The organism is Mesorhizobium sp. P2_D6 (assembly GCF_056404315.1).
The window spans coordinates 126994-147171 of sequence record NZ_JBFUEG010000008.1; the positions used below are offsets into that span (position 1 = coordinate 126994).

General features: G+C 63.2%; 22 protein-coding genes. 8 read left to right on the forward strand and 14 right to left on the reverse strand.

Annotation, left to right across the window (positions count from 1 at the left end; genetic code table 11):
• Positions 1 to 70: 70 nt before the first annotated feature.
• A complete protein-coding gene (locus tag AC1D1L_RS18600; protein WP_477342936.1) occupies positions 71 to 913 on the forward strand; it encodes an SDR family oxidoreductase in 843 nt (280 codons plus the stop codon).
• A 61-nt stretch (positions 914 to 974) separates the two neighbouring features.
• Here AC1D1L_RS18600 and AC1D1L_RS18605 read toward each other — a convergent pair whose 3' ends face one another.
• Both AC1D1L_RS18605 and AC1D1L_RS18610 read right to left on the reverse strand, forming a co-directional pair.
• Positions 975 to 1613, reverse strand: a complete 639-nt coding sequence (locus AC1D1L_RS18605; RefSeq protein ID WP_477342938.1) for an MOSC domain-containing protein — start codon at positions 1611 to 1613, stop codon at positions 975 to 977.
• Positions 1567 to 2358, reverse strand: coding sequence for a TetR/AcrR family transcriptional regulator (locus AC1D1L_RS18610; protein ID WP_477343116.1), 792 nt, complete (start codon positions 2356 to 2358; stop codon positions 1567 to 1569). The genes AC1D1L_RS18605 and AC1D1L_RS18610 overlap by 47 nt, the downstream gene beginning before the upstream one ends.
• Here AC1D1L_RS18610 and AC1D1L_RS18615 point away from each other — a divergent pair.
• The 3 genes from AC1D1L_RS18615 (at position 2351) to AC1D1L_RS18625 (ending at position 3870) form a co-directional block, all read left to right on the forward strand.
• Positions 2351 to 2773: a hypothetical protein gene (locus AC1D1L_RS18615; RefSeq protein ID WP_477342939.1), complete on the forward strand. Its 423-nt coding sequence runs from the start codon at positions 2351 to 2353 to the stop codon at positions 2771 to 2773. The genes AC1D1L_RS18610 and AC1D1L_RS18615 overlap by 8 nt on opposite strands.
• 31 nt (positions 2774 to 2804) lie before the next feature.
• Positions 2805 to 3197, forward strand: a complete 393-nt coding sequence (locus AC1D1L_RS18620) for a VOC family protein (protein WP_477342940.1) — start codon at positions 2805 to 2807, stop codon at positions 3195 to 3197.
• A 106-nt stretch (positions 3198 to 3303) separates the two neighbouring features.
• On the forward strand, positions 3304 to 3870 hold the full coding sequence (locus tag AC1D1L_RS18625; protein ID WP_477342941.1) for a methyltransferase family protein: 567 nt from the start codon (positions 3304 to 3306) through the stop codon (positions 3868 to 3870).
• Here the strand turns inward: AC1D1L_RS18625 and AC1D1L_RS18630 are convergent, their stop codons facing one another.
• From AC1D1L_RS18630 to AC1D1L_RS18650, 5 genes are all read right to left on the reverse strand, one after another.
• On the reverse strand, positions 3871 to 4992 hold the full coding sequence (locus tag AC1D1L_RS18630) for a beta-ketoacyl-ACP synthase III (RefSeq protein WP_352583846.1): 1122 nt from the start codon (positions 4990 to 4992) through the stop codon (positions 3871 to 3873).
• Positions 4993 to 5122: 130 nt separating this feature from the next.
• Positions 5123 to 5893 carry a trans-aconitate 2-methyltransferase gene (gene tam / locus AC1D1L_RS18635; RefSeq protein WP_477342942.1) on the reverse strand — a complete coding sequence of 257 codons (771 nt, stop codon included), beginning with the start codon at positions 5891 to 5893 and terminating at the stop codon, positions 5123 to 5125.
• A gap of 47 nt (positions 5894 to 5940) precedes the next feature.
• Complete coding sequence (gene ettA / locus AC1D1L_RS18640) at positions 5941 to 7590, reverse strand: energy-dependent translational throttle protein EttA (protein WP_112560345.1); 1650 nt, start codon at positions 7588 to 7590, stop codon at positions 5941 to 5943.
• A 98-nt stretch (positions 7591 to 7688) separates the two neighbouring features.
• Entirely contained in the window at positions 7689 to 8012 is a 324-nt protein-coding gene (locus tag AC1D1L_RS18645; RefSeq protein ID WP_477342944.1) for a hypothetical protein, read from the reverse strand.
• Positions 8013 to 8082: 70 nt separating this feature from the next.
• A complete protein-coding gene (locus AC1D1L_RS18650) occupies positions 8083 to 9084 on the reverse strand; it encodes a ribonuclease T2 family protein (RefSeq protein ID WP_477342946.1) in 1002 nt (333 codons plus the stop codon).
• A 170-nt stretch (positions 9085 to 9254) separates the two neighbouring features.
• Between AC1D1L_RS18650 and AC1D1L_RS18655 the strand changes: the two genes are divergently transcribed.
• The 3 genes from AC1D1L_RS18655 (at position 9255) to AC1D1L_RS18665 (ending at position 13091) form a co-directional block, all read left to right on the forward strand.
• Positions 9255 to 10187, forward strand: a complete 933-nt coding sequence (locus tag AC1D1L_RS18655; RefSeq protein WP_477342947.1) for an alpha/beta fold hydrolase — start codon at positions 9255 to 9257, stop codon at positions 10185 to 10187.
• Positions 10188 to 10269: 82 nt separating this feature from the next.
• Positions 10270 to 11445 (forward strand): CaiB/BaiF CoA transferase family protein, encoded by a 1176-nt coding sequence (locus AC1D1L_RS18660; protein ID WP_477342949.1) that lies wholly within the window; start codon positions 10270 to 10272, stop codon positions 11443 to 11445.
• The gene (locus AC1D1L_RS18665) at positions 11442 to 13091 is read left to right on the forward strand and encodes a thiamine pyrophosphate-binding protein (protein ID WP_477342950.1); all 1650 of its coding nucleotides are present in this window, start codon (positions 11442 to 11444) and stop codon (positions 13089 to 13091) included. Before AC1D1L_RS18660 ends, AC1D1L_RS18665 begins: the two co-directional genes overlap by 4 nt.
• 47 nt (positions 13092 to 13138) lie before the next feature.
• Here the strand turns inward: AC1D1L_RS18665 and AC1D1L_RS18670 are convergent, their stop codons facing one another.
• Positions 13139 to 13582, reverse strand: coding sequence for a CHRD domain-containing protein (locus AC1D1L_RS18670; protein ID WP_352559916.1), 444 nt, complete (start codon positions 13580 to 13582; stop codon positions 13139 to 13141).
• A gap of 150 nt (positions 13583 to 13732) precedes the next feature.
• The gene (locus tag AC1D1L_RS18675) at positions 13733 to 15016 is read right to left on the reverse strand and encodes a cystathionine gamma-synthase family protein (protein ID WP_477342951.1); all 1284 of its coding nucleotides are present in this window, start codon (positions 15014 to 15016) and stop codon (positions 13733 to 13735) included.
• 123 nt (positions 15017 to 15139) lie between these two features.
• Here AC1D1L_RS18675 and AC1D1L_RS18680 point away from each other — a divergent pair, with 123 nt between their 5' ends.
• The gene (locus AC1D1L_RS18680) at positions 15140 to 15598 is read left to right on the forward strand and encodes an Lrp/AsnC family transcriptional regulator (protein ID WP_112560478.1); all 459 of its coding nucleotides are present in this window, start codon (positions 15140 to 15142) and stop codon (positions 15596 to 15598) included.
• A 123-nt stretch (positions 15599 to 15721) separates the two neighbouring features.
• Here AC1D1L_RS18680 and AC1D1L_RS18685 read toward each other — a convergent pair whose 3' ends face one another.
• The 5 genes from AC1D1L_RS18685 to AC1D1L_RS18705 are packed head-to-tail and all read right to left on the reverse strand — an operon-like array spanning position 15722 to position 20079.
• Positions 15722 to 16693 carry an ABC transporter substrate-binding protein gene (locus AC1D1L_RS18685; RefSeq protein ID WP_477342952.1) on the reverse strand — a complete coding sequence of 324 codons (972 nt, stop codon included), beginning with the start codon at positions 16691 to 16693 and terminating at the stop codon, positions 15722 to 15724.
• Positions 16694 to 16732: 39 nt separating this feature from the next.
• The gene (locus AC1D1L_RS18690; RefSeq protein WP_477342953.1) at positions 16733 to 17887 is read right to left on the reverse strand and encodes an ABC transporter permease; all 1155 of its coding nucleotides are present in this window, start codon (positions 17885 to 17887) and stop codon (positions 16733 to 16735) included.
• A complete protein-coding gene (locus tag AC1D1L_RS18695) occupies positions 17884 to 18762 on the reverse strand; it encodes an ABC transporter permease (RefSeq protein ID WP_477342955.1) in 879 nt (292 codons plus the stop codon). Before AC1D1L_RS18695 ends, AC1D1L_RS18690 begins: the two co-directional genes overlap by 4 nt.
• Positions 18762 to 19298: an endonuclease domain-containing protein gene (locus tag AC1D1L_RS18700; RefSeq protein WP_477342956.1), complete on the reverse strand. Its 537-nt coding sequence runs from the start codon at positions 19296 to 19298 to the stop codon at positions 18762 to 18764. Before AC1D1L_RS18700 ends, AC1D1L_RS18695 begins: the two co-directional genes overlap by 1 nt.
• Complete coding sequence (locus AC1D1L_RS18705; RefSeq protein ID WP_477342957.1) at positions 19288 to 20079, reverse strand: ABC transporter ATP-binding protein; 792 nt, start codon at positions 20077 to 20079, stop codon at positions 19288 to 19290. The genes AC1D1L_RS18700 and AC1D1L_RS18705 overlap by 11 nt, the downstream gene beginning before the upstream one ends.
• Positions 20080 to 20178: the final 99 nt, after the last annotated feature.

A 20178-nucleotide genomic window follows, 5' to 3' on the forward strand; every position in this document is an offset into this window, starting at 1 on the left:
TATGGCAGAAACGGAGAAGCCTCCGTTTCCATCCCCAATTCACGGCCCGCATGGGCAAGGACACCACATCATGACATCAAAGGTTTGGTTCATCACCGGATCGTCGAAAGGTTTTGGCCGCGTCTGGGCCGAGGCAGCGCTCGCCCGTGGCGACCGTGTCGCCGCAACCGCCCGCGATGCCGGCACGCTCGCCGATCTCGTCGCAAAATATGGCGACAACATCGCCGCGATAAAGCTCGACGTCACCGACAAGAAAGCCGTCGATGCGGCAATAGCCGAGGCGCACAAGCGCTTTGGCCGGCTCGACGTCGTCATCAACAATGCCGGCTATGGCCATTTTGGCGCCATCGAGGAAGTCAGCGAGCAGGAAGCCCGCGACCAGATCGAGACCAACGTCTTCGGCGCGCTCTGGGTCACCCAGGCGGCGCTGCCGATCATGCGGGCGCAGCGTTCCGGCCACATCATCCAGATCTCGTCGATCGGCGGCGTCAACGCCTTTGCCTCGCTTGGCCTCTACCACGCCTCGAAATGGGCGCTCGAAGCGTTCAGCCAGTCGCTCAGCCTGGAAGTCGCTGAATTCGGCATCCATGTGACGCTGGTCGAGCCGGGCGGCTTCTCGACCGACTGGTCCGGCGCCTCTGCCAAGACCTCGAAAGCGATCGAGGCCTATGCACCCGCCCGCGCCGCCATGGCCGAGCGTCGCAGCCGCGTCGTGGCCGGCGATCCCGAGGCCACCGGACCGGCAATGCTCGAAATCGTCGACGCGGCCGAGCCGCCGCTGCGCGTATTCTTCGGCGACGGCGGCCTGCCGATGATCAAGCAGGAATACGCCAACCGCATCGCGCTCTGGGAAAAGTGGGACCACGTTTCCATCGAGGCGCAGGGCGCGAAGAAGAACCGCAAGGCGGCCTGAACACGTCTCTAAAATCCGGTTGCGCCGTCCCGGCGGCGCAGCCGGCTCTCGTATCGTAGAGCTACGGTCGATAAATCCACTGCTCCGGCACGCGCGCCGAGATCTCTTCGCCGACCGTGATGCTGCCCGGTTTCTCGACCCAGGCAACCAGGCCGCGCAACCGCTTCGCCGCCTGCGGGAAGGCCAGCGCGCCCGTCTCGTGATCGGCCATATCAGCATTTTCGGCGACCGAACGCCCGGCGAGCCGACACGGCCCGTTCTGTGCATCGACCTTGATGGTCACGCCGCTCTTGAAGAACAGCAGCGTGCCTGAAGGCAACATCGAGAGATGCGGCACGCCCTCGATTAGCAGATTGGCGCCTATCCATTCCGGCTTGATCTCGGCTAGCCCCATCCGTTCCGCAACGATCGCCAGTTCGTCCGCCGCGACGATCGACAACTGCCGCTCGTTTCGCATTTCGGTGCCGCGCGGATACCATGGCTCGCGCCCGCCGGAGCGACGCGTGGCGCCGGCGTGGAAGTCGCCTGATATGCCGTCGAAGCCGAGCTGCAATGCTTCCACCGGGCGCGTCTGAAAATGATCCGATGGCGCGACGTAGAGTGCCGCCACCTTGGCGGCCAGCTTCCTGGCCGGGATGATTTCGACCGGCTTCTCAGCTTCGGGGAAAAGGTCCAGCGTGGTGTCTTGTCTCTGAATCATGCCCTTGGTTTTGCCTCCCGAGCGGCAGAGCCGCAAGAGCGGTTTCGGCCAAAGCCCGCAGCTCTTCGACCGAAGCGCCGTCCCGCGCCTGGATCGACATGCCGTTCATGGTCCCGGCCAGGTATTTGGCGAAGCCCTTAACGGAAATTCCTGCCGGCAAGTCACCTTTTGTCTTGCCCTCCGCCAGCCGTCCAGCGATCGCCGCTTCGCTCGCCTTGCGATATGTCTTGAGTTCATCGGCAATGGCTTGCGCCTGCGGCGAAGTCGCCAGCGCACCGCTGACGAACAGGCAGCCACCGGGCTTGCCGGGCCTGGAATAGGCCTCCGCTGCCCCGAGCAGCAACCGCCGGATGGCCTCCCCCGTCGACACCGGTGCGCTCAGCGCCTCCAGCGCAAAGCCGATCTCTGTCTGGTGGTAGCGCTCAAGCGCCTTGCGGAACAAAGTCTCTTTGTCGGTGAAGGCATTGTAGATCTGCGGCGGCGTCAGCCCCATCGCCTCGCGCAGCATGGTGAGCGACGTCGCCTCGTAGCCATGCTCCCAGAACAGATGCATTGCCGCATCCAGTGCCCGGTCGGGGTCGAAGGCACGCGGCCGGCCGCCACGCGGCTTTTCCAAATTATCCATAGCGATCGTTACGAAACCTGTTGACTCACCTTCTCCACGTATCGTAACAATCGATACGAAACATGGCAAGCAGCGACTGCAGTCCATGCGATCTCCAGGAGAGGATAGAAAAATGCCCATCACCGTAACCGCACCGCAAGGCTTACTGACCCCGGCCGGAGAGCGCGAGATCTTGCCGCGTCTCAGCGCCGCCCTGATCGAAGCGTCCGGCGCCACCGGCAATGCGTTCTTCACCGCGATCGTCGGCGGTACTGTCCAGATCCTGCCGCCGCACCACATCTATGCCGGCGGTACCAATCGGCCCGTCGTCATGGTCGAGTTGAAATTGCCCAACATCGGCCTCGGCTCGCTCGAAGCCCGCAGGGACTTCATCGCCGCTGCCGCCAGCATCGTCGCCGAGCTCTGCGTGCCCGGTCACAGGTCCGAAAACACCTGGATCAACATCGTCAATGCGCCCGACGGCGGCTGGGGCATCGGCGACAGGCAATTTACCGGCGACGCGCTGATCGCAGCCGCAACCGCCGCCGCGCATTGACGAGGCAAGCGCAACGACCAGGAACAACCCGATGCGGCTCTCCCCTTCGCTGTTCTTCACCATCAATTGCGAACGGGCATTGGCCTTCTACGAAGCGTGCGGGCTCGCCCGGGCAACCATCCTGCTGCGCTGGGGCGACAACGGCATGCCGGTACGAACCGAAGCCATGCGGGGAAAAATCCTGCATGCGCGCTTCGAAGGCCCGGGCGTGCTGTTTCATGCCTCGGACAATGACGATGCGGAGCCGATGAAAGGCTCCGCTTTGATGCTGGAGTTCGACGACCAGGCCAAAATGCGGGAGCTTTTCGACCGCATGGCCTCGGGCGGCAGGATCACTGTACCGCTGGCACGGCAATATTGGGGAACCAGCTTCGGCATGCTGGTAGACGCATTTGGCGTGCAGTGGATGTTCTCGGGTGAATGAGCGTGGATCACGATCTTCTTACCTGAAAGCGGCACCGGTCCCGTATTGCGCCGCATTGCCGCCGTGCTGCACCGGCTTCATGGTAGACAGTCGGTGGAGGTCTCCCATGCGTCCCGGTACGGCAATCGCATTGCTCTGGCTGATCTGGGTCGTGTCCTGGCTTCTAGCCGCCTTTTGGTCCGACCCCGCGCAAAAGCGCGCCGGCATCCAGGCGGAGTTTCGCTATCGCGCTTTGTGGATGATCGGCGCGGTGCTGCTGTTCATTCCCGCGCATGGCTATGCCGGCCGGCTGCGGTTCTGGTTTCCGACCCTTGCCGAAGCGTGGATCTGCGTCGGGATCATTGCCGTTGGCCTGTTGTTCGCCTGGTGGGCGCGGCTGCATCTCGGCCGCCTCTGGTCGGCTTCGGTCACGGCGAAGGCCCAACACCGTGTCATCGACACCGGCCCCTACGGGCTGGTCCGCCATCCGATCTACACTGGACTGCTCTTGGCAATCCTGGCCACCATGGCGGCCAAGGGCACGGTCTGGGGCATCGCCGGCGCGGTCTTTCTCACCGTCGGCATCGTCGTCAAGGCTAAGCTTGAGGAGCGTTTTCTGCGCGGCGAACTCGGCAGCGCCTATGACGACTACGCCCGCCGCGTGCCGATGCTGGTGCCGTTCACGCCGGCCTGACTACAGCATCCTGAGCAGCGCGCCACCGATCGAATAGCCGGCGCCGAAGGCGCACAGCACGCCGAAATCGCCGGGCTTCATGTCGGCGTGGTTTTCCGAAAGCGCAATGATGGCGCCGGCGCCGGCGGTGTTGCCGAGCCGCTCCAGCACCATCGGCGCACGGTCGTGGTCGACCTCATGGCCGAAGGCCAGTTTCAGGATCATGGCGTTCATCCGCGCATTGGCCTGATGCAGCCAGAAGCGCCGGACGGCTTGCGGCGTCAGCCCGTGTTCGGCCAGGAACTCGACGATGAATTTGTGGCCGGCGACGGTGACTTCCTTGAACACCTTGTTGCCGACCTGTTTGATCAGATTGCCCTCGAGGCTGATCATGTAGGGATCGTCCTGCGCGGTGCGGGTGTGGTAGCCCAGATTGGTGCGGATGTTGTTCGACATCTGCGTCCAGGTGCGTGTGTCCAGCACCTCGAAGCGTCCCGGCCGTTTCTCGCCCTTGGCCAAACCCTCGACCACCATCGCCACGGACGCGTCGCCGAAGATGAAATGCGTCTGCCGGTCGCGGAAATTGAGATGGCCGGTGATGATCTCCGGTGTAACCACCAGCACGCGTTTGTGCGCGCCCGTCCGCACCAGATTGACCGCGATGTGCAAGGCGGCCGCGGCGGACGAACAGCCGAGGCCCATGTCGAAGCCGGCGCCCTTGGTGCCCAGCGCCTCCTGCATTTCGATGGCGATCGCCGGATAGGGCCGCTGCTGGTGCGAGGCCGAACAGATCACCAGATCGATATCGGACGGGTTCAGGCCGGCATGGTCGAGCGCCTTTTTTGCCGCGGCCACGCCGAACTCGGCCTGCAGCGACAGCGCATCGTCGGGCCGTGCCGGGATGCGCGGCGCCATGCGGGTCGGGTCGAGAATGCCTTCCCGCTCGATGACATGGCGGGTCTGGACGCCCGAGGCATGGACGATGAAGGCGCTGTCCGATTTCTGCAGCAGGGTCTCGCCGGAGACCTCGCGGCGCGCATTCTCGGTATCGACCCAGGCATTGAAGCTGGCGACCAGTTCTTCATTGGTGATCTTGGCTTCAGGGATTTCAACGCCGATGCCGCTGATGATGACGCGATGCATTTCCAATCCGTCCATGCGCAGGCGTTGTCGTCCTCATGTGGGCGACGAATAGGCGCGACGCAACAGTTTTCTCACCCGGCCGGTTTACGCCGGCTTAAGCCGAGGACATTGGCCGGCATTCGCCAGAGCGCTAGCCCGCCCGCTTGGCGACAATGAAGATGCGCGGGAAGCGCAGCAACACCTTGCCGTTCGCCGTCTTCGGGTAGGCCTTGGCGATCTTCGCCGTGTAGCTCTCCAGAAACACTTTGCGCTCGTCGGCGTCCAGCGGATCGAGAAAGGGCTTCAACCCGGTCGACTTCACCCATTCGACGATCGCTTCGGCGTCAGCCAGCGGATGATTGTAGGCCGTATGCCAGATATCCACCCGGTCGGAGAGCGGCGACAACAGATCATGGTAGAACGACACCGGCGGCAACGGCCCGCGCGCCGCACCCGCCATCTTGGCAGTGAACGGCATTTCGGCCGCGGTCTCGCGCATCAGCTGATGCGAGGGCTCAAGCAGATTGTCGGGCATCTGGACGGCGAGCGCGCCGCCGGGCGCGAGAAAGCCCATCAGCCGCTGGAAGACAGCCGGATGGGTGGGCAGCCACTGGAACACCGCATTGGCAAAGATGACGTTGACCGGCTCGGCCGGCTGCCATGTCGAGGCGTCCGCGAGGTCGAAATTGACGCTGGGCAGGCGCGCCCTCGCCTTTTCGATCATGTCAGGAGAGGTGTCGAAACCGCTGATCTGCGCATCCGGCCAGCGCTCGACCAGCAGCTCGGTCGAATTGCCCGGCCCGCAGCCAATGTCGACCACCCGGCGCGGGAAATCGACCGGCACTTGCGCGACAAGATCGCGCGCCGGCCGCGTGCGCTCATCCTCGAATTTCAGATATTGGGCGGCGGACCAATCAGCCATTTGAGCTCCTCATATCGTCTTGAGAATTCGCCGCCCCGGTTGTTCCCTTACCGCGTCAGCCTCTTGTAGGTCATGCGGTGCGGGTTGACGGCCTCGGGCCCGAGCCGGCGGATCTTGTCCTGCTCGTAATCCTCGAAATTGCCCTCGAACCATTCGACATGGCTGTCGCCCTCGAAAGCGAGGATGTGCGTCGCCAGACGGTCGAGGAACATACGATCGTGCGAGATGATGACGGCGCAGCCACCGAAGTTTTCCAGCGCGTCTTCGAGTGCCGCCAGCGTTTCCGTGTCGAGATCGTTGGTCGGTTCGTCGAGCAGCAGCACATTGCCGCCGGTCTTCAGCATTTTTGCCAGATGCACGCGGTTGCGCTGGCCGCCGGAGAGGTTGCCGACCTTCTGCTGCTGGTCGCCGCCACGGAAGTTGAACGACGCGCAATAGGCGCGCGTGTTGGCTTCGAACTTGCCGAGCTTGACCACTTCGGCGCCGCCCGAGATTTCTTCCCAGACGGTCTTTGACGGATCGAGCGCGTCGCGGCTCTGGTCGACATAGCCGAGCTTGACCGTCTCGCCGACGCGGACCGTGCCGGCATCGGGCTTTTCCTGGCCGGTGATCATGCGGAACAGCGTCGTCTTGCCAGCGCCGTTCGGGCCGATGACGCCGACAATGCCACCCGGCGGCAGTTTGAATTCCAGACCCTCGATCAGCAACGTGTCGCCAAAGCCCTTCGACAGGCCGTCGACCTCGATCACCACATTGCCGAGGCGCTCGCCATGCGGGATGACGATCTGCGTATCTGTCGGACGCCGCTTGTCGGCTGCATCCAGGAGATCCTGGAAGGCCTGGATACGCGCCTTCGACTTGGTCTGGCGGGCCTTGGGCGAGGACTGGATCCACTCGCGCTCGCGGCCGATGGCGCGCTGGCGAGCATCGTCCTCGCGGCCTTCCTGCTTGAGGCGCTTGGCCTTGGCTTCGAGGTATTTGGTGTAGTTGCCCTCGTAGGGAATGCCGCGGCCGCGATCGAGCTCGAGGATCCATCCCGTGACATTGTCGAGGAAGTAGCGATCGTGCGTGATGATCATCACCGCGCCCGGATAGGCGCGCAGATGCTTTTCCAGCCAGGCCGTAGTTTCGGCGTCGAGATGGTTGGTGGGTTCGTCAAGCAGCAGAAGGTCGGGCTGGCGCAAAAGCAGCTGGCAGAGCGCGACGCGGCGGCGCTCGCCACCCGAAAGCTTGGTGACGTCGGCCTCTTTGGGCGGGCAGCCAAGCGCTTCCATCGCCATCTCGACCTGCTGTTCGAGGTCCCACAGGTTCAGCCGGTCCATCTCGTCCTGGAGCTTGGCGGACTCGTCCGCCGTCTCGTCGGAGTAGTTCATCATCAGTTCGTTGTAACGTTCGATGATGGCGGTCTTGGCTGCGACGCCTTCCATGATGTTCTCGAACACCGTCTTGTTCGGGTCGAGCGCCGGCTCCTGCGCCAGGTAGCCGACGGTGGCGCCTTCGGCGAGCCACGCTTCGCCGTTCCACTCCTTGTCGATGCCGGCCATGATCTTGAGGATCGTCGACTTGCCGGCGCCGTTGGGGCCGAGAATGCCGATCTTGGCGTCCGGGTAGAAGGACAGATGAATGTTTTCGAGCACCTTCTTGGTGCCATAGGCCTTGTTGAGGCCGGCCATGTGATAGATGAACTGGCGTGCCACGCGCGCTTTCCCTGACAGTTGACCGAAAATGTCGGATTGAATGGAGGTTGGGCGCTATGTAGGCGATGCCGGGCCGAACGGCAATCGCTTTTGCCATTTCAAGCCAGGTGTACACCGCACGTTAAGTTTCCCGCCGGCCACAGAGCGCGCTGAACTCCGGTTAACCCTTCAGCGTCAAAACAGGATCGATCGCTGGCTTTCCGCGATTTCGAGAAAGAGAGATCGGACCGACGGCAGTGCTGAACAGTTTCCTGCTCCTTGCCGAAGCTGTGGTCTACTTCAGCGTCATGGTCACGCATGCGCGCCCATTCCACGTCCGTATAGGAAAAGCCCGGCCATTCCATGCGGCCGTCCTGGATTGCGGTCATCCCCCTGGCCCAGAAAGCCAGGCGCGCCAGCGCGCCTGATGTCATGCCACTCATCGCCACCCCCGCCGAATGAAATGCGTCCAGACCATATCACCGCGTCACTGCCAAGCGACAGACGGATATCCTACTGGAACCCGGCCGCATCGACCGAACCCTTCGGGCAGCCGGCCTTGGTCGTCGGTGCGGAGGCGAGCATCAGACTGCCCAGCGAACTGTCCGGGCCGATCGGGCCGGTCAGGCCGAGCGTCAGCTCGCCGATCAGCCGCCTGCCGCTTGACGGATCGACCAGGCAGGAGACGCGCACCCGCGCCCCGGCTCCAGCGCCGAAGGCGCTGTCGAAGGCGCTGCGGATCTGGTCCGAGGTCAGCTGCTTGCCGACATTCTTGGTGAAGAGCTCACGCACCGGCGAGGCATTCACCGCGCGCATGAGGTTCAACGCCTCGGCAAAATACTCCTGTTGGCTCTTGCCGTAGCAGGTGCCATGCTTGATCCACTCATGCCGTTCGAGCTTGGAGGCGGTGCCCGGCATCACCTGGTCAAGCTCGGCGCGCGTGTTGGCATCGAGATCGACCGGCGGCAGATCGGCCCAATGGGCCGGATTGTCATTGGCCTTGTCGCTCGCCGGCACCTGGCAATAGAAGTTGCCGTTCGGCTGCGGCCACAGCCCGTGCAAGGTGAAATGCGACGCGTCGAAACCGCCTGCCGTCTGCGCCTGGCATTCAGGCTTGCTCGACTTGGTTTCGCAAAAGGCCGGCTGCCAGCTCAGCGCAAAGACATATTCGGGCTTGCCCGAAGCCGCAGGCTTGCCCTGATCGGCCGGCGCGGCCGGCCCCGCGCTACCACCGGAAACATGGCCGCAGCTGATCTTGACCCAGCGGCGTTCCGGATCGGCGCCGGGCACGCGGATGAGGTAATGCGTCGGCGCATCCTTGTTGCCAGCCAGAAGGTCGTAGCTCTGTCCGGCCGCAGTCGAGATATTGCCCGGATTCTTGCCGCTCTTGATCGCCTGCGTTGCCGGACAGGCAGCGTCTGCGACGAAAGAGCCGCTCATCTTGACGTCGGCTCGCGCCATGCCTGCGCTGGCCAGCGCCACCAACACCGCAGCCCATATCGCCGATATCCGCATTCCAGAACTCCTAGCGTTTCATGCCGCAAGCTAGAAACGTACGACATGTCAGAATTACGATTTCTTTCGTCCGCCGCAAAAAACAATCTCCATAAGGTGCGGCTGACGTTTCCCGACCTCCCCTTGACGTCGGTCGCGCCGTCGCCCAACAGTCGCGGAGGGAGCTAGACATGGCATTTGACAAGCAGACGACGCTGGCCTCACCGACCGGGGCCACGCTCAACCTTTATGTAAACCACGCGAGCGGCACTCCGCGCGCCGTCGTCCAGATCAACCACGGCCTGGCCGAGCACGCCGCGCGCTATGCCCGCTTTGCCGATTTCCTCGCGCCGCGCGGCTTTCATGTCTACGTCCACGACCACCGCGGCCACGGCGCGACCAAGGCGCCCGATGCGCCGCTCGGCAGGTTTGCCGGCACAGACGGCCCGGCCAAGGTGATCGCCGATGTCGACGCCGTCCACGACTTGATCGCAAAAGAGCAGCCCGGCGTGCCGGTCATCCTGTTCGGCCACTCGATGGGCGCGTCGGTGGCGCTGAACTACCTGTTGGCACACTCGCCGCGCGTCCGCGCCGCTGCGATCTGGAACGGCAATTTCTCGCAAGGCCTGCTTGGTCAGCTTGCGCTCGCCATCCTGGCTTATGAGCGGTTCAGGCTCGGCTCCGATGTCCCCTCGCGTATCTTGCCCCGGCTGACCTTCCAGGCCTGGGGCAAGGCCGTGCCCAACCATAAGACGCTGTTCGACTGGCTGTCGCGCGACGAGGCGGAAGTGGCCAAGTACGTCGCCGATCCGCTCTGCGGCTGGGATGCCTCGATCTCGATGTGGCACGACGTCGTCCAGATGGCGCAGAAGGGCGGCAAGGATTCCGGCTTTGCCGGCATAAGGCGCGATCTTCCCGTCAGCATTGTCGGCGGCGAGAAAGACCCGGCTTCCGACTACGGCAAAGCCATCGATCATCTCGCCAAACGCATGCGCGCGATGGGCTTTTCGAATCTGCTTTCAAAGGTTTACGCCGACACCCGCCACGAAAGCCTGAACGAAGTGAACCGCGACATCGTCATGGACGATTTTGCCGCCTGGGCCAACAGCGTGCTGAAACGGTGACATCGCTGGCCCAGCGCAAGGCTCGTGACAGCGGCATCCCGGATTGATAGAGGCTGCGGTTCCGACCCATTCTGGTGTTTTTATGGCTGAACCTCCACTGAAAGGCGTCCGCGTCGTCGAACTGGCCCGCATCCTGGCCGGGCCATGGGCCGGTCAGTTGCTGGCCGATCTCGGCGCCGATGTCATCAAGGTCGAAAGCCCCGATGGCGGCGACGACACCCGCAAATGGGGTCCGCCCTTCGTCATGAGCCATGACGGCGAGAACCTGTCGGCCGCCTATTATCATTCGTGCAATCGCGGCAAGCGCTCCATCGCCATCGACTTCTCGACGCCTGAGGGTGCTGAAACGATACGCCGGCTGGTCGCTACCTCGGATGTGCTAATCGAGAACTTCAAGCTCGGCGGCCTGAAGAAGTATGGCCTTGATTACGAGAGCCTGAAGGCAATCAATCCCCGCCTCGTCTATTGCTCCATCACCGGCTTCGGCCAGGATGGGCCTTACGCACCCCGTGCGGGCTACGATTTCATCATCCAGGCCATGGCCGGCATGATGTCGATCACCGGCGAGGCCGGGCGCGAGCCGCAAAAGGCCGGCGTGGCCATTTCCGATATCTTCACCGGCCTCTATTCGGTGATCGCCATCCAGGCAGCGCTTCGCCATGCCGAAAAGACCGGCGAAGGCCAGCACATCGACATGGCGCTGTTCGACACCCAGATCTCCGCACTCGGCAACCAGAACCTCAACTATCTCGTCTCCGGCAAATCGCCGGTGCAGATGGGCAATGCGCATATGAACATCGCGCCCTATGAGGTTGTACCGGTCAGGGATGGCCACATCATCCTCGCGGTCGGCAATGACGGCCAGTTCGGCAAATTCTGCGCCGCGGTCGGGCTCGACCATCTCGCAGCGGATGCCGATTTCGCCACCAACCCGGCCCGCGTCGCCAACCGGGTGAAATTGCGCGAGCAGATGATCCAGACCCTGAAGGACTGGGATCGCGACCCGCTGCTGGCGAAGCTCGAGGCGGCCAGCGTGCCGGCGAGCCCGATCAACAATATCGGCCAGATGTTTGCCGATCCGCAGACCATCGCGCGCGGCATGCGCCTCGACCTCGACGATGGCCACGGCAACCGTCTGCCTTCGGTGCGCGCGCCGATGGTGATGTCCGGCACACCGCTGGTCTATGAGCGCCCTTCGCCGCGCCTTGGCGAACACACTGACGAAATCCTTGCCGAACTGGAGAAATCTGGACGATGAAGACCGGCGGACAATTGATTGTCGACGCACTCGAGGCCAACGGCACCGATCGCATCTTTTGCGTGCCGGGCGAATCCTATCTCGCGGTGCTCGACGCGTTGCATGACTCACCGATCCGCACCATTGTCTGCCGCCAGGAAGGCGGCGCTGCCATGATGGCCGACTGCCAGGGGCGGCTGACCGGCAAGCCCGGCATCTGCTTCGTCACCCGCGGCCCCGGCGCCACCAACGCCTCGGCCGGCATTCACATCGCCATGCAGGATTCGATCCCCGTGATCCTGTTCATCGGCCAGGTCGCCAGCCACGCCAAGGAGCGCGAGGCTTTTCAGGAGGTTGATTACAAGAGGTTCTTCGGCGACATCGCCAAATGGGTGGTCGAGATCGACGATGCCGCGCGCATCCCGGAATTCGTCACCCGCGCCTTCGCCGTGGCAACCTCAGGCCGCCCCGGTCCTGTCGTGATCTCGCTGCCCGAAGATATGTTGACCAGTCTGGTCGAAGCGCCCGCAGCCTTGCCGCACACACCGGTCGAAACGCGGCCGGGCGAGACCGAGCTCGCTGCACTGGAGAAGCTGCTCGGCAAGGCCAAGCGTCCTTTCGTCATCCTCGGCGGCACGCGCTGGAACGAGGAAGCGGTGGCACGGATGCGCACCATTGCCGAGGCATGGTCGCTGCCGGTCGGCTGCTCCTTCCGTCGCCAGATGCTGTTCGATCATGTCCACCCGAACTATGCCGGCGATGTCGGCATTGGCATCAATCCGAAGCTGGCAACGGCGATCAAGCAGGCCGATCTGGTGCTGCTGATCGGCGGCCGCATGGGCGAGATGCCGTCCTCGGACTATACGCTGCTGAAGAGCCCCTACCCCGACCAGACGCTGGTCCATGTCCACGCCGATGCCGGCGAGCTCGGCCGCGTCTACCGGCCGACGCTGGCGATCAACGCTTCGCCCTTGGCTTTCGTCGAAGCTTTTGCCAAGCGCAAGCCGGCTGGCACGCCGTCCTGGGCGGATGAGACGGCGAAAGCACATGCCGCCTATCTCGACTGGTCGACGCCGCCTGAGACCGGGCCCGGCGCCGTCCAGATGGGGCCGATCATGAACTACCTGGCAAAGGTGCTGCCCGACGACGCCATTCTGACCAACGGCGCCGGCAATTACGCCACCTGGGTGCATCGCTTCCATCGCTTCCGCCGCTTTGCCACGCAAGGCGCGCCCACCTCCGGCTCGATGGGTTACGGCACGCCGGCTGCGGTCGCCGCCAAGGCGCTGCACCCGGACCGCACCGTGATTGCCTTTGCCGGCGACGGCTGCTTCCTGATGAACGGGCAGGAATTCGCCACGGCCGTCCAGTATGACCTGCCGATCATCGTCATCGTCGTCAACAACGGCATTTACGGCACCATCCGCATGCATCAGGAGCGCGACTATCCCGGCCGCGTCGTCGCCACCGACCTGAAGAACCCGGACTTTGCAGCTCTTGCCCGCGCCTATGGCGGCCATGGCGAGACGGTCGAGAGGACAGCCGATTTCGCCCCCGCCTTCGAGCGCGCCCGCGCCAGCGGCAAGCCGGCAATCGTCGAAATCAGGCTCGATCCCGAGGCGATTACGCCGACCCGGACGATGACGCAGATCCGCGACAAGGCCTGACGAAAAAAGGGGCGGTCGGCCGCCCCTTTTTGTCGGTTTGATTGGGGTTATTTCACGGCTTCGATCTGCCCGCGGATCTCGCCATCCTTGTTGGCGGCAGTGTGGACATTGACGTAATAGTTTCCGGCAGCCAGGTCAGCGGCCTGCGCATCGGTCAATTCGGCCGAGCCCTTGATTGGGCTCTTGAGCTTGCCTTTGAACGGGATGACGGGAGCGGCATTCGCACCCATCGCCGCCGGGCCGTGAATGTGCGCCGCCGTTGCCGGGCCGCTGAGGCCGGAATATTTGACGTTCCAGCTGAGCTTCTTCTTGCTGGTGTCGAACGTTAAGGTAGCGGTGCCTTTGCCCTTGGTGGTGACGGGCGGGCTCTGCTGGCTGCCATCAAGCGTCGCCTTGTATTTCACCACCTCAGCCATGGCTGGGGACGCGAACAGGAAAGCGGTCGAAATGGCCAGCGCCGAAAGCACTGGCAGGACGGATTGAGTGCGCATGAAGAACCTCCGATTACATGTCCCATGCGTCGCGGCTCCCGCGGCGCGCGCATGCGTCAACCGAAACGGCTGGGCGGCGCAATGTTTCCCGACACACGGTTTTGTGACTGGGGATCGCTCGCCCCCTTTCCAGTTCCAGAAGAGCTGCCGTCAAACGCCGGCCAGCGCCTGCGTCAGGTCGGCGATCAAATCGTCCGGGTGCTCGACGCCGATGGACAGCCTGACCGTGGTCTCCAGCACGCCGATGCGCTGGCGCACGTCGAAGGGAATGCCGGAATGGGTCATCGCCGCCGGGTGGCTGGCGAGCGACTCCGTGCCGCCGAGGCTTACCGCCAGCTTGAAGATCTGCAGCCCGTTGAGGAAAGCGAAGGCCGCCTTCTCGCCGCCTTTGATGTCGAAAGAAAAGGTCGAGCCGGCGCCGCCGCACTGCGCCTTATAGGCGCGGCCCGCGGCCGTATCCTCGCCGAGGAACGGCAGATAATGCACCTTCTCGACCTCGGCATGGTCGCGCAGGAATTCAGCCACCAGGCGCGCATTGTCGTTGGCCCGCTCCATGCGGATCGATAGCGTCTCCAGCGAGCGGCCGAGCATCCAGCAGGAATGCGGGTCGAGCTGCGTGCCGATGGCGCCGCGCAGCGCCTTGATCGGCTTGGTCACCGCCTTGCTGCCCATGGCCGCACCCGCGATCAGGTCGGAATGGCCGCCGACATATTTGGTCAGCGAATAGACGGACACATCGGCGCCGTGTTCGATCGGCCGCTGGAACACCGGGCCGAGCAGCGTGTTGTCGCAGACGATGATCGGCGTCGATCCTTGTTTGCCGCCGATCTCGTCGGCGATCTTCCGGATCAGCGCGATGTCGACCAGGCTGTTGGTTGGGTTGGACGGCGTCTCAATCAGGATGACCGACACACGGCCCTTCGCAACTGCCGCGTCCGCAGCCGCCCGCACCGCCTTCTCGTCGACGCCATCGGCGAAACCGACAGCGCCAATGCCGAAGCCGGACAGCGTGCGCGTCAGCAGCGTCTCGGTGCCGCCGTAAAGCGGCTGCGAGTGCAGGATGACATCGCCCGGACGGGCATAGGCAAGCAGCGTCGTCGCTATCGCCGACATCCCCGATGAAAACAGGATGCAGGCATCCGTTCCCTCATAGATCGCCAGCCGGTCCTCGACGATCTCTGAGTTGGGATGGTTGAAGCGCGAATAGACCAGGCCCGACGCCGTGCCGCTCGGCGGCTCCTTGCGGCCGGACGTGTAGTCGAAGAAGTCACGTCCCTCTTCCGCCGACTTGAACACGAAGGTCGAGGTCAAAAACACCGGCGGCTTGACCGCGCCCTCCGACAGCTGCGGATCGTAGCCGTAGCTCAGCATCAGCGTCTCCGGATGGAGCTTGTGGTTACCGATATGGGTTTTCGAAGGGCGCGGCGCGGTCATGGTTTTTCCTGCGTTCTGGAGGAGTCTCGCGTGGCAATTTATGCGATCCCCAACGCGCAGTCCTTGCTATTTTCGGCCTCTCATGGCTGCATCCCGGCAACAAACTGCCAGGAGCGAGCAAAATTGCAGCAGAAGATAGCCGACGATTTCGACCTTAAAATCCTGCGTGAACTGCAGGCCGACGCGCGTATCACCAACAATGAGCTTGCCGAGCGCATCGGCCTGTCGCCATCGCCTTGCCTGCGGCGCGTGCGGCGGCTGGAGGAAGCCGGCATCATCCGGGGCTATACCACGCTGGTTGATCCCTCAGCCTTCGGCTGGAGCATGGTCGCCATCGCTACCGTCAGGCTCAGCCGCCAGAACGAGGACGAGATTGTCATGTTCGAGGAGGCGATCCGGGGCTGGGAAGAGGTGCTGGAATGCCACCTCGTCACCGGGTCGCGCGACTATGTGCTGAAGGTGGTGACCGGCAGCCTCGACCAATACGAGCGCTTCATCAAGGAAAAGATCGCGCGGCTGAAATGCGTCGCCTCGATCGAGACCAGCTTCGTCATGAACACCATAAAGGAACGGCGCCTCTGACAATGCATGTCGCCCAAAAGTGTGCAGCGGTTTTGGGGCAACGACATGCATCAAACAAAGAAAAAGAGCGGTTCTTTCGAACCGCTCTTTGTCGCTCTCAAGATCGAAACGACCTAACCAGGCTTATTTGATCGCCTTGTCGGTGATCGCCGTGGTGTAAGCGCCGGTCGGCGCCTTGGTGATGATCTTCTGGTCGAGCAGCGCCTTGGCGGTGCGCTCGTAGGTCGCCGGATCGAGCTTGCCGTCGGCATTGTCGATCAGCTTGGCGATTTCGCTCATCATCCGCTTCTGGTGGTTCTCGTCCTGGCCGCCATTGTCCATGACGATGCCTGCGGCTTCGTCATTGTTGTCGATGGCATATTTCCAGCCCTTCATCGAGGCGCGCACGAAACGCACCATCTTGTCCTCGAAGGCCGGATCCTTGAGCTTGTCTTCCGAGGCATAGAGCCCGTCTTCGAGCAGGTCGTTGCCCATCGCCGAGTAGTTGAACACGGTAAGCTGTTCCGGCTTGTAGCCGGCGTCGATCAGCTGCCAGTACTCGTTATAGGTCATGACCGAGATGCAATCCGCCTGCTTCTGGATCAGCGGCTGCACGTCAAAGCTCTGCTTGAGAACGGTGACACCGTCCGGGCCGCCTTCGGTCTTGAGGCCGAGCTTGTTCATCCAGGCGTAGAACGGATACTCGTTGCCGAAGAACCAGACGCCCAGCGTGTGGCCTTTGAAATCGGCTTCGGTCTTGATCGGGCCGTCCTTCGGGCAGACCAGTTCCATGCCGGCCTTCTTGAACGGCTGGGCGATGTTGACCAGCGGCACGCCCTTTTCGCGCGCGGCCAGTGCACCACCCATCCAGTCGACGATGACGTCGGCGCCGCCGCCGGCGATCACCTGCTCGGGCGCGATATCGGGACCGCCCGGCTTGATGTCGACGTCGAGGCCTTCGGCCTCATAGAAACCCTTGGCCTTGGCGACATAATAGCCGGCGAACTGGGCCTGCGTGACCCATTTCAGCTGCAAGGTCACCTTGTCGGCGGCCATGGCCTGGAACGCGGCCAGCGACATCGCGCCGGCCAGCAACGGAATCATCAGTCTTTTCATGTTTTTACCCTCTGAAGTTAACACCCAAAACCCACCGCCCTATCCACCACGGACAGAGGGATGCCAAAACGTGACGGCTCTCTCGATAAGAGCGACCACGCCATAAAAGACCGAACCCGCAAGGGCTGCAACTGCGATTTCGGCCCAGACCATGTCGATGTTCATCCGCCCGACCTCGGTCGAGATGCGGAAGCCCATGCCGACGACCGGAGTGCCGAAGAACTCGGCGACGATGGCGCCGATCAGCGCCAGCGTCGAGTTGATCTTCAGCGCGTTGAAAATGAAGGGCGCCGCGGCCGGCAGCCGGAGCTTCAACAGCGTCGGCCAGTAGCTCGAGGCATAGGTCCGCATCAGGTCGCGCTCCATATGGCCGGAGGCCGCAAGCCCGGCGACCGTATTCACCAGCATCGGGAAGAAGGTCATGATGATGACGACAGCTGCCTTGGACGGCCAATCGAAGCCGAACCACATCACCATGATCGGTGCTACGCCGATGATCGGCAGCGCCGAGACCATGTTGCCGATCGGCAAGAGCCCACGGCGCAGGAACGGCACACGGTCGGCCGCGATGGCCACCAGGAAGCCGGCGCTGCTGCCGACGACATAACCGAAGATCACCGCCTTGAAGATGGTCTGCCGCACGTCGGCGCCAAGCACCGGCAGGGAACTCGCGATGCGCGCGCCGATAGCGCTCGGCGGCGGCAAAAGGATAAAGGGAATGCCGGCGCCGCGCGTCACCGCTTCCCAGATGATCAGGATCCAGGCGCCGAAGATCGCCGGGATGATCAGGCGCAACGCCATCCGCTCTCCTTTTGCCGTCGGTCGAAGCCCCGACAGCACCGCCACGCAGCGCCAGGCCAGCAACCAGGCAGCGGCGAGCAGCAGGAAATACGGCGCCAATGCCGTGCCTTCGAAACCTGTAATGCCCGAGACCAGCATCCAGGCGACGAGGTGAGCACCGATAAACAGCACCACGGCCTCGACCAGCGACGGAATTCTGGCCATCGAGATCAGCCCCGCCAGCACGGCCAGGCCGATCATCGGGGTCTTTATTCCGAAATAGGGATAGTCGAAGCTGGCGGCCGGATTTGCCAGTGCAGCCGCTTCCGGCGTCGACATCGCGCCGAGCGCCAGAGCGACGAGGCACAGCACGATGGCCAGCACCGCTTGCCAGGATGGCTTCAGCCAGTTCATGCCGGCCTCCCGCCCATGGCGCGGTCGACGAGGCGCCCGGCAATGCCGACCACCATGACCAGCAGCGCCGCCACCACCGAGCCCGCGACCAGCGCCGACCAGATGTCGATCGACTGGCTGTAATAAGCGCCGGCGAGCAGCTTGGCGCCGATCCCGGCGACAGCACCGGTGGGCAGTTCGCCGACAATGGCGCCGACCAGGCTTGCCGCCACCGCCACCTTCATCGAGGTGAACAGAAACGGCACCGAGGCCGGCACGCGGAGCTTCCAGAAGGTCTGCGAGACACTGGCATTGTAGGTATGCATCAGGTCAAGATGCATGAGTTCGGGCGAGCGCAGGCCTTTCACCATGCCCACCGTCACCGGGAAGAACGACAGATAGGTCGAGATCATCGCCTTCGGGATCAGGCCGCTGATGCCGATTGCCCCCAGCACGACGATGATCATCGGCGCCACTGCCAGGATGGGGATGGTCTGCGAGGCGATGATCCACGGCATCAGGCTGCGGTCGAGCGTCGCCACATGCACGATGCCGACTGCGATGATGATGCCGAGCGCCGTGCCGAAGGCAAAGCCGAGCAGCGTCGACGACAGCGTCACCCAGGCATTATAGACGAGGCTGCGGGTCGATGTGATCGGCCGCAGAAAGGTGTTCTCGAAGAAATTCACCGCGACCTGATGCGGCGCCGGTAGCGTCGGCTTCGGCTGCGACAACGTCTTGCCGATGAATTCGACGGTGCCGGAGGTTTCGTTGGCACGCCGGTCGAGGTCGCGCTGGAACGGCGCGTTGAGGACGACGGCGAAGAAGTACCAGAGGACGACCACACCCAGGAGGATCGAGGTTACGGGGATAAGCTTGTCGCGGAAGGTGTCCATCAGCGGGCCTCGCCGGGTAGGCGCCCTCCTCTCCCCAACGGGGAGAGGGTGGCCGGAGCGAAGCGGAGGCCGGGTGAGGGGGTAGAAATCTTTCCGTCAAGGCAAGCCAAGATCGTATCAAGAACGGCTCGGCGCTCTGCCAGAACCTCGTGGTTCCAGAAGCGCAGAACGGAATAACCTTGACCATTCAGCCAAGCTGTCCTGGCGGGATCGGTCAGCGAATCCGCGTGTTGGCTGCCATCCAGTTCGACAATCAGGCCCTGCTCGCGACAAACGAAATCGGCAATGAAAGGACCGAGCGGCACTTGCCGTACAAATTTGTAGCCGTTGAGGTGACGACCTCTCAGTTCCCCCCAAAGCCGATACTCAGCTTCGGTCTCGTCAAACCGAAGCTCTCGGGCACGAGCGGTTGCCCCGGCCTTCCTCTTGGTCGGATCCGTCGGCGCCGCCCCCTCACCCGACCTCCGCTTCGCTCCGGCCACCCTCTCCCCGTTGGGGAGAGGAGGGAGCCCATCGTTCACCCCCTCAATCATCATAGCTATGCCCCGCCCTCAAGCCGTCGCGCACCCGGGCCGCAATCGCCAAAAACTCCGGCGTTTCGCGGATGTCGAGCGGCCGCTTCTGCGGCAGCGTCGATTCGATGATGTCGGTGACCCGGCCCGGGCGCGGCGACATGACGACGATGCGCGTCGACAGGTAGACCGCTTCGGGAATGGAATGGGTAACGAAGCAGATCGTCTTGTTCGTCCGCTCCCACAATTCCAGCAATTGCTTATTGAGGTGATCACGCACGATCTCGTCCAGCGCGCCGAACGGCTCGTCCATCAAAAGCAGGTCGGCGTCGAAGGCGAGCGCGCGGGCGATCGAGGCGCGCTGCTGCATACCGCCAGAAAGCTGCCAGGGATATTTCTTCTCGAAACCTGAGAGGTTGACGAGGTCGAGCGTGCGGTTGATCCGCTCCCTCTGTTCTGCCTTTGACAGGCCCATGATCTCCAGCGGCAGCCCGACATTGCGCTCGATGGTGCGCCACGGAAACAGCGCGGCGGCCTGGAAAACATAGCCATAGGCGCGTTTCTCGCGCGCCTGTTCGGCCGTCATGCCGTTGATCGAAATCGTCCCCGAGGTCGGCTTCTCCAGATCCGCGATGACGCGCAGCAAGGTGGTCTTGCCGCAGCCCGATGGGCCGATGAAGGAGACGAACTCGCCCTTGCCGATGGTGAGGTCGACATTGGAGAGCGCCTGTACCGGACCGTCATTGGTCTGAAAGGTGAGGCCAAGTTTGCTTGCCGAAACGACGGCTGGCGAGGTTCCCGTCATTTGCCGCAGCCTGCCTTTCGCAGCCGCTGCCGCGCAGGATGAAATGCCGTTGCATTTGCGTTGATGTTGTTTTCCACTCGTCCAATCCCCATCAATCGA

Bases quoted from the DNA above. Each gene is read 5' to 3' on its own strand.
- AC1D1L_RS18690 (WP_477342953.1), bottom strand. From the start codon at position 17,887: ATGAACTGGCTGAAGCCATCCTGGCAAGCGGTGCTGGCCATCGTGCTG.
- AC1D1L_RS18650 (WP_477342946.1), bottom strand. From the start codon at position 9,084: ATGCGGATATCGGCGATATGGGCTGCGGTGTTGGTGGCGCTGGCCAGC.
- AC1D1L_RS18660 (WP_477342949.1), top strand. From the start codon at position 10,270: ATGGCTGAACCTCCACTGAAAGGCGTCCGCGTCGTCGAACTGGCCCGC.
- AC1D1L_RS18610 (WP_477343116.1), bottom strand. From the start codon at position 2,358: ATGGGCATTTTTCTATCCTCTCCTGGAGATCGCATGGACTGCAGTCGC.
- AC1D1L_RS18700 (WP_477342956.1), bottom strand. From the start codon at position 19,298: ATGATGATTGAGGGGGTGAACGATGGGCTCCCTCCTCTCCCCAACGGG.
- AC1D1L_RS18605 (WP_477342938.1), bottom strand. From the start codon at position 1,613: ATGATTCAGAGACAAGACACCACGCTGGACCTTTTCCCCGAAGCTGAG.
- AC1D1L_RS18685 (WP_477342952.1), bottom strand. From the start codon at position 16,693: ATGAAAAGACTGATGATTCCGTTGCTGGCCGGCGCGATGTCGCTGGCC.
- AC1D1L_RS18705 (WP_477342957.1), bottom strand. From the start codon at position 20,079: ATGACGGGAACCTCGCCAGCCGTCGTTTCGGCAAGCAAACTTGGCCTC.
- AC1D1L_RS18665 (WP_477342950.1), top strand. From the start codon at position 11,442: ATGAAGACCGGCGGACAATTGATTGTCGACGCACTCGAGGCCAACGGC.
- AC1D1L_RS18670 (WP_352559916.1), bottom strand. From the start codon at position 13,582: ATGCGCACTCAATCCGTCCTGCCAGTGCTTTCGGCGCTGGCCATTTCG.
- AC1D1L_RS18655 (WP_477342947.1), top strand. From the start codon at position 9,255: ATGGCATTTGACAAGCAGACGACGCTGGCCTCACCGACCGGGGCCACG.
- AC1D1L_RS18600 (WP_477342936.1), top strand. From the start codon at position 71: ATGACATCAAAGGTTTGGTTCATCACCGGATCGTCGAAAGGTTTTGGC.
- AC1D1L_RS18675 (WP_477342951.1), bottom strand. From the start codon at position 15,016: ATGACCGCGCCGCGCCCTTCGAAAACCCATATCGGTAACCACAAGCTC.
- AC1D1L_RS18625 (WP_477342941.1), top strand. From the start codon at position 3,304: ATGCGTCCCGGTACGGCAATCGCATTGCTCTGGCTGATCTGGGTCGTG.
- AC1D1L_RS18620 (WP_477342940.1), top strand. From the start codon at position 2,805: ATGCGGCTCTCCCCTTCGCTGTTCTTCACCATCAATTGCGAACGGGCA.
- tam (WP_477342942.1), bottom strand. From the start codon at position 5,893: ATGGCTGATTGGTCCGCCGCCCAATATCTGAAATTCGAGGATGAGCGC.
- AC1D1L_RS18645 (WP_477342944.1), bottom strand. From the start codon at position 8,012: ATGAGTGGCATGACATCAGGCGCGCTGGCGCGCCTGGCTTTCTGGGCC.
- AC1D1L_RS18630 (WP_352583846.1), bottom strand. From the start codon at position 4,992: ATGCATCGCGTCATCATCAGCGGCATCGGCGTTGAAATCCCTGAAGCC.
- AC1D1L_RS18695 (WP_477342955.1), bottom strand. From the start codon at position 18,762: ATGGACACCTTCCGCGACAAGCTTATCCCCGTAACCTCGATCCTCCTG.
- AC1D1L_RS18615 (WP_477342939.1), top strand. From the start codon at position 2,351: ATGCCCATCACCGTAACCGCACCGCAAGGCTTACTGACCCCGGCCGGA.